We start from the raw sequence: 15,729 nt of genomic DNA, 5'->3' as shown, positions 1-15,729 counted from the left end.
GGAAAATGTTCTGCAGATTCTAAGCCACAAGAGGGCAGCCCTGGCGAGATGTACACCGGGTATTACGGTTCCTGGCGTACACGGGTATATTTTTATACGGACAGAGCACTCAGAAAGGGTGGTGACAGACCATGTTGGAATGGGTATTCGGAAAAAGTGAGAAGGAGAATGCAGACAGAGAAACGAAAATCAGAGAGACTGATAAGGGAGGTAACAACAGACCAATGAGCAGAAAAAGATTTGACAAGGAAGCATTTAAGGAAGCAGTAAAGGATAATGTAAAAACACTTTACAGGAAGAAGATCGAGGAGGCATCCCAGCAGCAGATCTTCCAGGCGGTCAGCTATGCGGTGAAGGAAGAGGTCATCGACGACTGGCTGGCGACCCAGGACGCATATGCGACAAACAAGGATGCAAAAACGGTGTATTATATGTCCATGGAGTTTCTGATGGGGCGTGCCCTGGGCAATAACCTGATCAATCTGACTTCCTATCCGGAGGTGAAGGAAGCGCTGGAGGAAATGGGCCTGGATCTCAACGTTATCGAAGACCAGGAGCCGGATCCGGCGCTTGGAAACGGCGGACTCGGAAGGCTGGCGGCATGCTTCCTGGATTCTCTGGCAACCTTGAATTATCCCGCTTATGGGTGCGGTATCCGTTACCGCTACGGTATGTTCAAGCAGAAGATCCGCGACGGCTACCAGGTAGAGGCGCCGGACAACTGGCTCAAGGAAGGCTATCCATTTGAACTGCGCCGTCCGGAATACGCGAAGGAAGTCCGTTTCGGCGGAACCGTCCGTTTTGAGAAGGATCCCCAGACCGGAAGGGACAAATTTATCCAGGAGGGATTTGAGTCTGTACGCGCCGTGCCTTATGATATGCCCATCGTCGGTTATGGCAACCACGTAGTCAATACCCTGCGCATCTGGGATGCGGAGGCGATCACAGATTTCCAGCTTGCTTCCTTTGACCGGGGCGATTATCACAAGGCGGTAGAGCAGGAGAACCTGGCAAAGAATATCGTGGAGGTCCTGTACCCCAACGACAACCATTATGCGGGAAAAGAACTGCGTCTGAAACAGCAGTATTTCTTCATTTCCGCAAGTCTGCAGGCTTTGATCGCGAAGTTCAAGAGAGAGCACGGCGACGACCTGAGCAAGCTTCCGGAGAAGGTGGTCATCCAGATGAACGATACCCATCCGACCATCGCGGTTCCGGAGCTGATGCACCTTTTGATCGACGAGGAGCACCTGAACTGGGAAGAGGCATGGGAGATCACAAGCAAGACCTGTGCGTATACCAACCACACGATCATGGCAGAAGCGTTGGAAAAATGGCCCATTGACCTGTTTTCCAGACTGCTTCCGCGTATTTACCAGATCATCCAGGAGATCGACCGCCGCTTCGTAGAGGAAGTACGCGCAAAATATCCGGGAAATGATGAGAAATTGAAAAAGATGGCGATTCTCTGGGACGGCCAGGTACGCATGGCGAACATGGCTATTATTTCCGGATTCTCTGTAAATGGTGTGGCAGAGCTCCATACCGATATCCTGAAGAACCAGGAGCTGAAGGATTTTTACGAGATGATGCCGGAGAAGTTCAACAACAAGACCAACGGAATCACCCAGAGACGTTTCCTGGCTCACGGCAATCCGCTCCTTGCGGACTGGATCACCGGCCGGATCGGGGACAGCTGGATTACGGATCTGTCTCAGATCGCAAGGCTGAAGCCATTGATCAACGACGAACAGGCAAGACGGGAATTTATGAATATCAAGTACCAGAACAAGGTCCGTCTGGCAAAATATATCAAAGAGCACAACGGGATCGACGTGGATCCGCACTCTATCTTCGACGTGCAGGTGAAGCGGCTGCATGAGTATAAACGCCAGCTTCTGAACATCCTCCATGTGATGTACCTGTATAACCAGATCAAGGAGCATCCGGAGATGTCTTTCTATCCAAGGACATTTATCTTCGGCGCAAAGGCGGCGGCAGGATATGAGCGCGCAAAGGAAACGATCAAACTGATCAACTCCGTGGCAGAGGTCATCAACAATGACCGGAGCATCAACGGCAAGATCAAGGTGGTATTCATTGAGGATTACCGGGTATCCAATGCGGAGATGATCTTTGCGGCAGCGGATGTCAGCGAACAGATCTCCACTGCATCCAAGGAAGCGTCCGGTACCGGAAACATGAAGTTCATGCTCAACGGCGCTCCGACTCTGGGAACCATGGACGGAGCCAACGTAGAGATCGTGGAAGAAGTGGGCATCGAGAATGCGTTTATCTTCGGTATGCGGTCCGAAGAGGTCATCCGTTACGAGAACCACGGCGGCTACAACCCGATTGATATCTATTTCAGTGATTGGGAATTAAAGCGCGTGATCGACCAGCTCATGGACGGCACCTACGCTCACGGCGACCACAACATGTACAAGAACCTGTACAACTCACTGCTCAATACGCAGTGCACACCGCGGGCGGATATGTACTTCATTCTGAAGGATTTCCGGGCATATGCGGAAGCGCAGAAGCGTGTGGAGGAAGCATACCGCGACGAGCACAGATGGTCACGCATGGCCATGATGAACACTGCGTGCTGCGGCAAGTTTACATCCGACAGGACGATCGAAGAGTATGTGAAGGATATCTGGAAGCTGAAAAAGGTAAAAGTGACAGTGGAAGAATAAAGAATAAAGGATATAGGGGAAAAAAGCTGCCGAGAGGCAGCTTTTTTCCTTTAAGATTCTACCGGAGATACCAGAAGGCTCAGTACATTTCCCGCCTTATCAGGAATGGAAACGGTGATGGGATCCTTTGGGATCGTGTAGGAAATGATCCCCTCCTTCTCATCCGCCGACTCCGTCTCGATTTCCTTCCCATCGGAACCGACTGCGGTGATCCCTTCATAATCAATCCCCGAATAAGGATCTCTCAGCACCAGATACACGATGCCGTTCTCACTGTAAGAGCGCACAAGCGCAGGCTTTTCCGTATCAATGTAAGCCACCTCATATTCCTTCGAGACGATCTGCCCATTTACGGAAGTCACTTCCACGGTCAGGGTTCCGTTTTCCGATACATGCAGCAGATAACCTCCCGTCTCCGATCGGCTCATGGGAATCGAATTTCCGTTGATCCGGGCGGAAATATCTCTTGTAGGAAGGAAGCCTTTGACTTCCACCTGATAGGAGGCGCTTGCGGTATAATCTACATCGGTTCTCTCAACAGAAACAGCCGGCTGAAAGAACATGACCGGGAGCAGGATCAATATCACCAGGATCACATAGGTGATCATGCGGACGATCCGGAACTTTGACTTTTTATAATTGGACCACCCTTCCAGCACTTCCACAGGAACCGTACTGGGCGACAGATCACATGCTGCATAGATGTTGTTGAGCAGTCCGTTTGCGGCATGATGGTCGAGCGTATGCATCGGATCAGGACTTGTATTCCTCTTTTTCATTGATGAACACCTCCTCCCTCAAAATCTCCAAGAAATCTGCGGAGCTTTTCATAGCCCTTGGTGAGATAGCGCTTGACGGAGCTTTTGCTGCAGTCCATGGCAAATGCGATCTCGTCAAGGCTCATACTGTGATAATATTTCATCAAAATAGCCTGTGATTCCCGCTTCGGCAGGGCCTTGACCTGCTCAAAGAGCTCCAGGTTCTGGCTGTAAGTATCCAGAGGGCTTTCTGATTCTGCCGAAGAGCCCGAAAGCGCCTGGGAAGCCTCATCCAGACACAGCTCATTTCGATTGCGGCTGTTCTTCTCGTTCATGTCAAAGCACAGGCGGAAATTGATCTGGTTTAGCCAGGAGGTAAAAAGCTCCGGATTCTTAAGTAGCTTAATGTGCTTCAATACAAGGATATAAAGTTCCTGCAGGATGTCCTGGGCCAGGTATTGGTCCTTTACAAACCGGCAGGCAAACCAGTACTGCTTCTGGTATGTAGCTGTATAAAGCTCCGCAAACGCATCGGTATCTCCATCCTGGATCTTCTTCACCAGGGAGGAGAGGTAATCATAATCTAACTCAGCCATAAAATGTTCCTCCTACCGGCGATCCGTATTCTGATAAATCCGTTGGTTGGCAAGCGAGATCAGATCCGTGATACTGTCCAGATGTTCCTCACTGTTCAGGGCGGATCCGGCACGGAACTTCAAAGGGGCGGCGTTCAGCCTGCAGTTATGCTCTTCTGCCTTTCTGGTGACATCATCCAGGAAATGATTTAGTTTCTCGGGGCCGCATTCCTCAAACAAAGCAAGAAATTTATTTCCTCCGTTCCTGCCGACAAATCCGGTCGAATGTGCGGAGGAAGTCAGGATAATGGAAAACTGCTTTAAAAGTTCATTTCCCTGGGCGTGGCCGTAGCTGGAGTTGACGTCCGACAGGTTTGTCAGGTCAATCATCATGCATCCGATGTGTTCCGGCAGCTTGGAATCTACATATTTTTCAATCAGAACATCACAGCTGAAACGGTTGGGGAGACCAGATACGGAGTCGGCGTAAGCAGCTTCATAAAGCCCGTGGTAGCTTTGCTTGCTGGACTTGAGATAGTCAAAATCCAGCAGCAGGAACAGGTAGTCCAGCACCAGCAGAACCCAGATCAGAGCAAACAGAACCGTAGCCGGGCCGGAGGAAAATACGAATTGCTTCACTTCATCCTGCGTCAAAAAGTAAATGCACGCCAGCGTAAGTACCGTAAACACTGACAGTTGAACGATTTTCAGGCTGCTCAATTTTTTCATGGTAAACAAACCTCCCTTATAAAGTTTAAAGAAATATCCGCATTTACATGAACAACCCCTTCGGCAATGGGGACTGCTTCTGTAAATTTCCGTACGGAAAAATGATATCACTTTTACTTAGTGCAAAAGTATAACACAGAATTATCGGATAGTAAAAAATTTTTTCAAAAAATTGGAAAAAAGGTGAGCCTTTTTTCCAATTTCTGCCGTCTTTATAAATAACACGCTAAAAATCACATGCGTTTTTCATATAAGAAACTCTTAGGTTCACAGCTACAAAACAGAGCTTGGTCGATGCGGAAAGGAAGGAAAGAGTAATATGAGAAGATCAAAACAATGGCTGGCGCTGCTGCTTGCAGTTACACTGGTTGCCTCGAATGCAGTTTATTCGCTGAGTACATCACTGTACGCGAATGAAGCAGGGGCAGTTGAGGAGATGGCAATGGATGGAGCATCTCAGGATGGGGCCCCCGGCGGGTTGGGTTCCGCTTCCGGGGAAGGAACGGCTTCGGTGAATGTGGATGATGCGATGCCTGTTGAAGGCGATGGGGGTGTTATGGTTGAAGAAGTTGAGGATGTGACTCCGGCAGAAACAACAACGACACCGGATCCTACAGTTGAGGAAACGACTCAGGCTGACGTGAATGGGGCGGCGGGAGAGAATCCGGATCAGAATCCTTTGGTTGAAGAAAATGTAAATCAGGAAGAGATTTACGGAGTGGCATTTAACTGGGATGGTTCGCAGGGAAGTGTGAGTGGATTTGGAGACGGCACAGTAAAAAAGGGAGGCTATCTGTCATTTACAGTAACGGCATATGAGGGATTTGCAATCGGGAGTGTAACGGCAACGGATGGGAATCTCAGTGCTGACTTTGGAGATGAAAACAGTACACAGTATACGTTGGGGAATATCAACTCTAATACGACGGTGAATGTGTCATTCTATGCAAAACCAGTTGAAGCGCCGGTTGAAACACCTGCAGTTGAGGAGAATAAGGCGGATGCTCCGGGGATAGAAGAGACGAAGCCGGAGGAAGCAGTGAAGCCGGAAGTGCCGGAGAAGATAGAGACGCCGGTAGAGAAAGAAGAGGCGAAGTCGAAAGCAGAAGAGACGGAAAGCTCAGACGTGAATGAGACAGAGGGAGAGCCGAAAAATACTGAAAAAGAGAATATCAGTGAAGATGGAGAAGAAGATAAGCCTGCGCTTATGAAGAGTGCAAAAAAAGGAAAGGCAAACGAAAAAGATGAACTAGTTATAAAGATTAGAGGTAAGTCCGAAAGTAAGGTTTATGATGGAACGCCATTATCTACAAATTCAGCTCAAGTTGATACAACACAGTGTATTCTTAATGGAGAAAATAAGGACTTAAGCAGTTTGGGAATTCATGTTTCACCTAAGGATTCTAGTAGGAGAATGGAGATTACTGATGTTGGAAGAATAGATACAAAATGGACAGAAGATGATTTTGACATAAACTTTACTGATTCTGATTGCGAGAAATATGATGTTGAGGTCGATATAGAACAGCTTTATTTAGAAGTAACACCAAGAGAGATTTTAGTAAAAGCGAAGGACATTTCTAAGAAATATGGAGAACAAGATCCAGAGTTAAAATATGAAGTCGGAAAAGCTGTAAATGGCGAGACGGCAAAGGTTAAAGGAAAGCTTTCTCGTGAAGGCGGAGAGCAGGTTGGAACATACCCGATTGGACAAGGTAACCTTGAACTTGAAGAAAACGACAAATTTAAGACTAAAAACTATGAGCTTAAATTCGAAGCCGGTAAATTTACAATAGAAGAAAAAGACAGCCTCCAATTGAATGTTAAGTCATACACCGGGACGTATGATGGTGAGTATCATACTGTAGAATATCAGGTGAGCTCTACGGGTGGAGAGAAATTAGACTCTGAAAAAGTAAAATATAAATTTTCTACAGACGGAGAAAAATGGAGCGATCAAATAATTGAGTATAAGGATGTAGTAGAGGGAAAATCCGTATACGTAAAAGCAACTGTTGAAGGATATAAGCCTGTGACAGAAAAAGGCACAGTGACAATCACGAAAGGAAAAGTTCAGGTAGAAATTATAGGAAAAGATGAAACGGTTGTGTATGATGGTGAACCACATACTGCCAAGGATGTAGCACACCTCCGCTTGTATTTAGACGGAAAAGAAATTACTGGTTCAATCGGGGTCGTGTTAAAAAATGGTGAAGAACTGGTAACAGTTACTGGGATAGATGCCGGAACATATCCGCAGCCCTCAATAGATACGAGTAAATTTCAGATTGAATCTATTGAAGCAAGCAACTATGAGTTTGAGGTAAAAGAATTTACACCCGGTACTTTAACAATCAGTCCAAGGCCTGTAACGATAAAAACAAAGGGCGCAAAAAAGTCCTATGACGGAACCCCGCTTACGGAAAATGGCTGTGAAGCAACAGGCTTTGTAGAAAGCGATGGGCAGAAGGTTAAAGTCACTCCGATAGGAAGCATCACAGACGTAGGGAATGTCTTAAACGACTATACCATTAATTGGAATGGCGTAAAGGAAAACAATTATCAAATTGTGAATGAACTGGGAACACTGGAAGTTACAAAACCGGAACAATCTGTAACAGTAAAGGTGTTTGGAAAAAAAGCTACAAAAGTTTATAATGGTGAATCGCAAGTAGAAAAAGATGTCGAGTATAAATTCTTCTTGGGAGATAAGCAAATTAATCCAAAGGTTCAGATAGAGTATCCGATAAAAGAATATATCGCAAGAGGAAGTGATGTTGGAACATATTCTATGAATTTGGATGCTCGTGAATTTAAAGTGTCAGGGTTAGATGAAAATAATTACGATTTTGAATTTGAAATAGCTGAGGATGGCTGGTTAAAAATTACACCGGCACCACTCAAAATTAAGACAGAGGGAAAATCCAAGGTATATGACGGTACTCCACTCACGAATGAGAATTATGTTGTCAGCGGATTCGTAAACGGAGAGGATAAAAAAGTAAAGATTAAGACCGCCGGAACGATTACGAATGTCGGTATAACCACCAATAGCTACACCATTGATTGGGGAGGAGTAAATAAAGATAATTATAAGCTGGAAGAGACTTTGGGAGAGTTAGAAGTAACGAAACCACAAGGCAAAGTAATTGTAGAGATAAAAGGGAAACAGGACACCAGAACTTATACTGGACTCCCACAGTCTGAAACGGATTTTGAGTATAGCTTCTCCCTAAATGGCGCTGAAATTCAGCCCAATGTGTTCATAGAATATCCGGCGGAGAAATATGCTTCGAGCGGTACAGACACAGGAACATATCTGATGAATCTGAACTCTGAAAATTTCAGTGTATCAGGGCCTGATGAAAAGAATTACGATTATGAATTTGTAATTGTCGAAGATGGCTTTCTGACGATTACTCCGGCTCGGCTTACGGTTGTAACCGGAAGCATGTCAAAGGCTTATGACGGTGAAGCGCTTACTTATTCAGAGGGCACAGTGCTGACAGGATTGGTAAATGACGAAACAGCGACAGTTAACACGACAGGTTCCATTACAGATGTAGGTGAAACAGATAACACTTATAAAATAGCATGGGACGGAACTGCAAAGGCAAACAACTATAAGGTGGTAAATGAAACATTAGGAAAACTGACGGTAGTTGCGGCACCATATTCCGTAGAGTCAAGAGGATATACAGGAGCATACGATGGACGTCCGCACGGAATTACAGTAGACGTTCCCGACGATGCAACAGTAACCTACGATACAGACAATGCATATACCGATGTTACATCTGGTACTGTAACAGTAAATTATCGAATTACACGCCCAAATTATGAGGACATTACAGGTTCTCAGACAGTAGTGATCACGCCTGCAACCATTACGGTTTCTACCGAAGGCGGAAGCAAGACCTACGATGGAACACCGCTGACGAATGAACGTAATACAGTAGCAGGGCTTGTAAACGGGGAAACCATTACAGTAAGAAATACAGGAACCATCACCGAGGTAGGAAGCGCTACCAATACCTATGAAATTGCATGGGACGGAACCGCAAAAGAAAGCAACTATAATGTAGTAACCGGAATATTAGGAACACTGGTTGTAAATGCAGAGCCCGAGGATGACCCAGATACTCCGGATACACCAGATACCCCGGACACTCCGGATACACCAGATACCCCGGACACGCCGGACACTCCAGATACGCCGGACACCCCCGATACTCCGGATACACCAGATACCCCGGATACACCAGATACCCCAGACACGCCGGATACACCAGACACGCCGGATACGCCGGATACCCCTGCAACCCCTGACACCCCGACCCCGGCAACTCCGGTCCCGGTAGCCGCTCCGACACCTTTTATGGCGCCGCCAGCACCGGTTACACCGCCGCCGGCATTGACAAACGTAGTGACTCCGGTCACCCCGCTTGCGGCGCCGACAGTACAGGATCTTACGGACACGGTAGCAGAGGTTCAGGAGATGGTAGACGCTGCTGACCCGGACGTACCTTTGGCAAACAACCTGCTGGAAAATGAGCACATTTGCTGTATCTTCCATTTCCTGGAAATGTTCCTGGCGGGCATTCTGATGATCTGCTACACGAGCAATGCGAAAAAACGTCAGAAGAAGATTTTCGCGCTGCGGGAAGAACTGGAAGTTGAAAAGACAAAGAGGGGCATTTTATAAAAGGAGACAATTATATGCAGTTATACAGTTTTGTACACGATACGTTTGGTGTATGCTTCTGGACCGCTCCTGCAGCCATTACTGCGCTGCTTATGGTAGTCATGGGCCTTGTGCATGGGCACAACCAGAAGAAACGTGATAAAGATTTTGAAAAAGATCTGGAAAAAGAAATAGACGGATTAAACTCTGCGGCTGAAAAAGCCGCAGGGGTATGAAAAGGCTGACAGCAGAAGGAGGAAACGGAAATGTCATATATTTTAGAACATACAATACTTGGCTTTTGCTGGTGGGATCTCCCAGCGCTGCTTGTATTAGCCGGCGTTGCAGTTTATTTCTTCATGAAAAACCGTAAACGGAAGGAAGAAGAAAAGGATCTGGAAGACCAGCTGTCTGATCTGTATGCAGACGCGGCGGTAGAAGCAGAGAGAAATGGATGATCCTTCGGAACAACAGCGGACAGCCTGCTATTTCGAACAGAGGTGAAAATGATGGAACGGCATTTTATGCCTGAAAATGAATGATAGCGGAAACCTGCCGATGGCAGGTTTTCTGTGTATAAAATCCATCGGAAGAGGTATTGGTCATGGATATGGATGAAATCAAACAGAGGGTACTCGAGGACGTGGATCCGCCTTCACGAAAGAAAAAACGCAAAAGAATCATCCGCGTGATGATTCAGACGCTGATAGAATTTATTTCTATTATTGCGGTCATTTTTCTTGCGTTCCAATTCATATGGGGAATCGGAACGGTGGACGGCATGTCCATGTATCCGACGCTGCATGATGGAGACAGGGCAGTTTACTACCGGCTGGAAAAGGACATTGCAAAAGGGGATGTGGTCGTTCTCGACAGACAGGAGGACGGGATCTTTATCAAGCGTGTGGCTGCGGTAGCCGGGGACACGGTCAGCATCCAGGACGGCAGTCTCTATGTGAACGGCCGGGAATGCGTCATCGAATCTGCGGCAGGCAAGACCATTGTCCCGGACAGCGGCATCGAGTACCCTCTGCGGCTGGGGGACAAGGAAGTATTTGTCATCGGCGACAACCGGGAAAATTCAGAAGATTCCAGACACTTCGGAGCAGTCAAAACAGAAGAGATCAAAGGAAAGGTGCTGTTCTATTTCGGAAAGATGGACCAGTAAATGAGGAGGGAAAGTGATGATAGACAGAATAAAAGAAAAAAATATTGTATTAAGGATTGCGGCAATCGTGATGCTCATAATAAACGGAATATCACTGGTCACGGCTCTACTTATGTTTGCGGGGAGCGCCGACTTAAACGCAAAGGCAGCCGCGCTCGGCATCGAAGGCGTACCTGTCAGCATGTATCTGACCGCAATCTTCGGCGCGCTGCTCTATGTAGTCATCGGGGCGTTTGGCCTACTGGCAAGAACCCGCAAAACGTTGCTGACCGCAGGCATAATCGTCATGGCAGTCTGTGTGGTGGGTATCCTATATAATATAGTAAGAACAGGTTTTAACATCTCCTATCTGCTGGGGATCGTCGTCCCGGCCGTATTTTTATATGGCGCCTGGAAGCAGCCGGAAGAGCAGGCGGGGGCGGTAGAAGCTGTCGCTTTGGAAGCGGAGCGGCCATAAGGTATTGTGGTAAAGAGCAAAAATGTTACTGTTCGCTTCTGGATCGTGCACTGCGCTGTATGGTTACGTAAAAATAAAAAAAGGCCCTTAAAATCCGGGCGGTGTATTGACAAAGCAGCGAAAGAGTGTTAGTGTAAAAACCATAATTAGTGGCTTCTTTAATGGCATCAGTGGCATCACGCCAAAATCATTTCAATCACGACGGCAAAGATTAATAAGGTGATAGTGGAAGATAAGTTATGGAAATTGGACACTATATAAAGGCGGATAGGCAAGGATGCTGTCCGCCTTGAATAGGATATAACCAGAAGGGTAAACAAAAGATGATGAATCAGGAAGCCGAAAGAGAATTAAGAGAAGAGCTGGAATTATCTGACACAGAGGATGGCCAGAGCGAAAAGAAGTTTGATTTTGGAAAGAATGTGTATTATGTAAAGATTTTACATGATATATACGATTTTTTTGGAAAAAATAAGAATGACGAATTTATACTACTTCATTATCTGCAGCAGTTAGGCGCTTAACAACGAAATCTTGCGCATTTTGGCAAAATTTTGGTTCCGGCTTGTCCGGGTTAGGAGACAAAGAATACACGAAGGAAGAGGTATATACTGTTTTAAATAATATGGCAGATATAGGGGATATATATTTTAGGTATCCAGATGGAAGAACCTGCGATGTAAGGATTAACGGTTCGTTCCTCCAGGATATCCAGAGGGATTTTATACAGTATATGGCAATATTTATAGCCGTGTTTGCTCTTGTAAATGTGAACCTCAACGGACTGGAAGGACGTACGATAAAGGATTTTCTAGGAATTAACCTGTTTCTGGTAGCGTCTATGACTACATTGGGCGCATTATTGGACATTGTTTTATGTCGCCCGCAGAATGAATGCGGTTTTCCTAAGAAATCAATGCTGCTATGGTGTGGATCGATAGTGCTGTGGGCGATTTCTATCATTGCGCTGATATGCATTTAGACAAGTGTTTTGAAAATAAAAAAGGAGTGATAATGAAGATGGAGCAAGGAATACTATTCTCAAAGGCTGACAAGACTACACGGGAGTATCGAAAATCTTTTTGTTTTGCTGAAACACCCAAAAGCGCCTTTTGGGATAGGAATGAGCAGACGGAGAGACCCGGCGGAAAAGTAACCCGTGAGGAAGCCAGGAGCTATGACGCAATCATGGAAGAGATAATATTGGCGCAATTTTTTTAGTACGATTCCCCTGTTTTAATACATCAAAGAAAGGGAAGTGAAAAAATGCCGTGGCCAGAAAAGACGGAGCTTCCGAAAGGATATATAGTAAAGCTTTATAAAAGAGTGGCAAATGTTTCGGAGCAGGCGATTATAAAAGAATCTATGTTTATGACATGGATGAATTTTGACTGCATGGATATAGTTGGGATTCATGATTTTCAGGAGTACAATAATTCTGTTGATCTGTCTGCGGTAAGATCCAGAGAAATATATGCAAGCCGTCAAAAGCTTTTTTTATACAGGCTTGAACATAAGGACGAATTTTTGCTGCCTAATAAAGCGCTGGAAAAATTTCCGCTGATTTTCAGGTAGTGATTTATCAATATAGCATAGATTACAGCCTTGAATTTCAGATCCCATATAACAAGGCACGTGATCTTTTTAGTGATGTAGAACAGATTACCAGCGGAGTGAAGAGGATATATCAAGAAGCGATTGCTGATATGTTTATGCTCCTGGTTTTGGATATTAAAAAGCTGAATGAATATTTAACAATTCAGGCGGCATATTTTCAGCGGCTGAATATGGATATGGAAAGCCTTCCCCAAGAAAATGTTTCCAGGATTATGGCAGTGAGTGTGGCCTTGACACGAATAGACCCTGATAATTACAAGCAGATAGATCATTATTTTCATGGGCTTTATGATATGTGTGACGCGGATAGAATTCTGCCGATTCTGAAGAAACTGAAAGATTATGAAGATTACTATATACTGGAACCACTGGTAGTATTTTTGACAATGCATGTCAAAAGCGGATTGGAAAGACTTCTTGCGGATAAAGCAGTTACAGATATCTGGCAACGGATAAAAGAAAGCTATTCTAACTTGAAAAAAGGTGAGTTTGAGGACTACCTTGAATTTGTGCTGGGGTTTGACAAAATATAAGTTAATACAGTGTCTATGCCACGATTCGGAAGGTTAAGACTTTATATGTGGTTTAGCCAATAACAATATAAAAAAGCAGCCTCTGACAATTCGACTTGTCCAGGCTGCTTTTTCATCTTCTTACGATTCTAAATTATATATTTATTTCTTTTTCACACGAATCTGTTTTACATATACAGTTCCAATCACTGCGGCAGCAAAGATCATCAAAACCATATACAGCAGGATCGTACTCTGATCCCCGGTTTTCGGGCTTACATTCGTGGATGTGCCGGCAGCTGCCTTGCTCCATCCAACAGAAATAGGTGACAGCCCGTGTACGGTAAAGGAAATACCTGCGGATGATTTCGTGATCACACCGCTTTCCGGGAATGTCTCAATATGTCCTGCGGGGAAGCCGTTCATACTCTTTGTGAACAAATGGCTTGCAACAAAGTTATATGTACTGTCGGTTCCTGACGGATAAGGTACGGTAACCGTAACACCCTCTGCCGGGAAATTCTCCGCGCTTACATCCTGCCATGTGCCATTTGCATAAACCTGCAGAGCAACATCATAAACCCTGATATTGTCATTGGAAATGCCTTTGGCTGTGAGGCTGCTCCGAATCTGACTTTCAATTTTCTGCGGCGTATTCAGCGTATCGTTGCCTGCAAGCTCGGCAGGAACTTCAATCGCGCTGCGCACCTCCAGACGGTAATTGTTCTGGTCGGAGGGGCTTGTCTCAACTGCCCAGACTGTTGTCGGCGTTGTCTGAGTGCTTGTATTAGTTCCGGTCTGATTGCCTGAGGCGCTGCCGGAACTGCTGCTTCCGGGCTTGCTGCTGGGCTTACTCGGCGTGGTTGGTTTGCTCGGCCGATTTGGCTTGTTGGGCTTGTTATCGTCAGGATTGTCCGTACCGGGCTTATCGGTGGGATCATCTACAACCGGGTCCTTGGTGGGATCGTAAGGAGTGGTTGACAGCTTTAAGATGCTTTCACCGTAGTATGAGATCTGACTGGGATCATATACATAGCTGATAGTACGAGACAAAGCAAATGCATATGTTCCATTCCAGGCGCCGCTGGAAGGAATTGCCATGAACAGTTTGTCCGGAGCACCGATCGAACCTTCATCACAGTTGGTCACATCAACCAGATAATTGTTGCTGCCGATGGAAACAATATTCCACATATGTCCACCTGCGCCAGTTCCGCCAGCCATTTGGCCTGTGACAGTATAGCATTTTGCATTCTTAAAAGTAGACAGGTCACAAAGGTACTGGAACGCTTTGGAATAACCTTCGCAGACGACTGGTTTGCCTTCAAATACAGAAACCATCTGCCATGGTTCGTTTGTACCGCTGTAACTGTCTGAGGCGGCATCATGATTATAACTTGTCATTTCGCAGATTGCATTCTTATATGCAAGCAGCTTTTCATAGTCTGACTTGCCGGCATTGGCATCTACAATCGCCTGCGCTTTTGCTAAAGCGGTGTTAGCGGAATTGATTTTTGTAGTATCTAAAGTGTAAAGATTGTCAGCGCTTACTCGATACTCCGGTGAAACTACAAACCTGAAAACCGCAGATCCTGTTACTGCTGTATCAGTTATACTATAGTTACCAGAAAAGGAAAATCCCCCCTGAGTAGTAGCGTCCTTATACGACTTGTCAAACCAGTATAAATCGTTTTGATATGTGATCAACAACGATTGAAACATTTCATTACTTTTGGCTTTTATTTCCTCAAAAAGGAGAGACACATCATCAGCATTGGAACCGGTATAGATAAGATTAAACACATCAATCTCAGTGCTTGTACGAGTTCCTGCGGCAATTTTTTTGATTTCTTCTGCCAGATAATCAGATACAGTATTTACAATAGAAGTTTTTTTATCTGCAACTAACTCTGCTGGCTGTCCATCGTCTTCAATAGGATTTATGCCTGTTTCTGCTAATGTAGTAAAATACTCCTGCAATGTATCTACTGTCTCTCTAGCACTTTCAGGCAAATATTTCTTTTTTGCATTCAAGTCCGCTACTGCTGTAGCGATAATTTCTACTTCGTCCCGAATGGTAATCTGATCTTCGAATGACTTGCCTTTAACCACTTCAAGTGAAGGCAAGCTGTTAACCGCATTCAATACTTCCTGTACTTCAGGATCTATGGGCATAGTATTTTCCTGCGCTGGACCATTCGGGTCATCCGCTAAATCCGTTGCGGACACAGACAACACAGCAAAATTCACATTACTGATAATCATTCCTGCCGCCAGAACGATTCCCAGCTTCTGCCTGAATCCGTATTTTTGTTTCTTCATGGTTCTTTTACTCCTCCTCTGTCGTTTTTTGAGATAATATTTCATTTTTAATAGTACCATTTCTGGGGATAATGTCAAGCAGAATCGCAGAATCTGAATAATTTTTCGTTACTATTCACAGTTGATTTAAACCAAAGGCTTATCCACTAGAAATTTTGAGTACAAACATAACAAGAAAATTTCTATTTAGAAAGTCGCTAAAACACTG

The 15,729-nt window shown here is 45.3% G+C and carries 14 protein-coding genes; 10 read left to right on the top strand and 4 right to left on the bottom strand.

From position 1 onward, the window contains the following. Window positions 1-224 precede the first annotated feature (224 nt). Window positions 225-2,699, top strand: coding sequence for a glycogen/starch/alpha-glucan phosphorylase (locus ACTOY7_RS16110; RefSeq protein ID WP_160280917.1), 2,475 nt, complete (start codon window positions 225-227; stop codon window positions 2,697-2,699). A 50-nt stretch (window positions 2,700-2,749) separates the two neighbouring features. On the opposite strand, the gene ACTOY7_RS16105 is transcribed toward ACTOY7_RS16110, so the two are convergent. The 3 genes from ACTOY7_RS16105 to ACTOY7_RS16095 are packed head-to-tail and all read right to left on the bottom strand — an operon-like array spanning window position 2,750 to window position 4,761. Beyond that, window positions 2,750-3,478: a hypothetical protein gene (locus ACTOY7_RS16105; RefSeq protein WP_482672246.1), complete on the bottom strand. Its 729-nt coding sequence runs from the start codon at window positions 3,476-3,478 to the stop codon at window positions 2,750-2,752. Next, window positions 3,475-4,053: an RNA polymerase sigma factor gene (locus ACTOY7_RS16100; protein ID WP_482672247.1), complete on the bottom strand. Its 579-nt coding sequence runs from the start codon at window positions 4,051-4,053 to the stop codon at window positions 3,475-3,477. Before ACTOY7_RS16100 ends, ACTOY7_RS16105 begins: the two co-directional genes overlap by 4 nt. 12 nt (window positions 4,054-4,065) lie before the next feature. Continuing rightward, on the bottom strand, window positions 4,066-4,761 hold the full coding sequence (locus ACTOY7_RS16095) for a GGDEF domain-containing protein (protein WP_482672248.1): 696 nt from the start codon (window positions 4,759-4,761) through the stop codon (window positions 4,066-4,068). Window positions 4,762-5,080: 319 nt separating this feature from the next. Between ACTOY7_RS16095 and ACTOY7_RS16090 the strand changes: the two genes are divergently transcribed. The 9 genes from ACTOY7_RS16090 to ACTOY7_RS16050 all read left to right on the top strand — a co-directional run bounded on the left by ACTOY7_RS16090 (window position 5,081) and on the right by ACTOY7_RS16050 (window position 13,220). Next, window positions 5,081-9,466, top strand: a complete 4,386-nt coding sequence (locus ACTOY7_RS16090) for an MBG domain-containing protein (protein ID WP_482672249.1) — start codon at window positions 5,081-5,083, stop codon at window positions 9,464-9,466. Window positions 9,467-9,480: 14 nt separating this feature from the next. Beyond that, window positions 9,481-9,681 carry a hypothetical protein gene (locus tag ACTOY7_RS16085; RefSeq protein ID WP_482672250.1) on the top strand — a complete coding sequence of 67 codons (201 nt, stop codon included), beginning with the start codon at window positions 9,481-9,483 and terminating at the stop codon, window positions 9,679-9,681. Between the two features lie 30 nt (window positions 9,682-9,711). After that, window positions 9,712-9,903 (top strand): DUF4184 family protein, encoded by a 192-nt coding sequence (locus ACTOY7_RS16080; RefSeq protein ID WP_160280932.1) that lies wholly within the window; start codon window positions 9,712-9,714, stop codon window positions 9,901-9,903. Window positions 9,904-10,049: 146 nt separating this feature from the next. Continuing rightward, complete coding sequence (lepB, locus tag ACTOY7_RS16075; protein ID WP_160280933.1) at window positions 10,050-10,613, top strand: signal peptidase I; 564 nt, start codon at window positions 10,050-10,052, stop codon at window positions 10,611-10,613. Window positions 10,614-10,629: 16 nt separating this feature from the next. Then, window positions 10,630-11,070, top strand: coding sequence for a hypothetical protein (locus ACTOY7_RS16070; RefSeq protein ID WP_482672251.1), 441 nt, complete (start codon window positions 10,630-10,632; stop codon window positions 11,068-11,070). Window positions 11,071-11,393: 323 nt separating this feature from the next. Further along, window positions 11,394-11,594: a hypothetical protein gene (locus ACTOY7_RS16065; RefSeq protein ID WP_482672252.1), complete on the top strand. Its 201-nt coding sequence runs from the start codon at window positions 11,394-11,396 to the stop codon at window positions 11,592-11,594. Window positions 11,595-11,994: 400 nt separating this feature from the next. Then, entirely contained in the window at window positions 11,995-12,291 is a 297-nt protein-coding gene (locus ACTOY7_RS16060; RefSeq protein ID WP_482672253.1) for a hypothetical protein, read from the top strand. A gap of 45 nt (window positions 12,292-12,336) precedes the next feature. Continuing rightward, window positions 12,337-12,645, top strand: a complete 309-nt coding sequence (locus ACTOY7_RS16055; protein WP_482672711.1) for a hypothetical protein — start codon at window positions 12,337-12,339, stop codon at window positions 12,643-12,645. Beyond that, window positions 12,645-13,220, top strand: a complete 576-nt coding sequence (locus ACTOY7_RS16050) for a hypothetical protein (RefSeq protein ID WP_482672254.1) — start codon at window positions 12,645-12,647, stop codon at window positions 13,218-13,220. Before ACTOY7_RS16055 ends, ACTOY7_RS16050 begins: the two co-directional genes overlap by 1 nt. Before the next feature lie 141 nt (window positions 13,221-13,361). Here ACTOY7_RS16050 and ACTOY7_RS16045 read toward each other — a convergent pair whose 3' ends face one another. After that, window positions 13,362-15,521 (bottom strand): transglutaminase domain-containing protein, encoded by a 2,160-nt coding sequence (locus ACTOY7_RS16045; RefSeq protein WP_482672255.1) that lies wholly within the window; start codon window positions 15,519-15,521, stop codon window positions 13,362-13,364. Between the last annotated feature and the right edge of the window lie 208 nt (window positions 15,522-15,729).

The organism is Schaedlerella sp. (genome assembly GCF_056796775.1).
The sequence above is the reverse complement of the archived record's forward strand: the minus strand, read 5'-3'. Positions and strand labels throughout refer to the sequence as shown.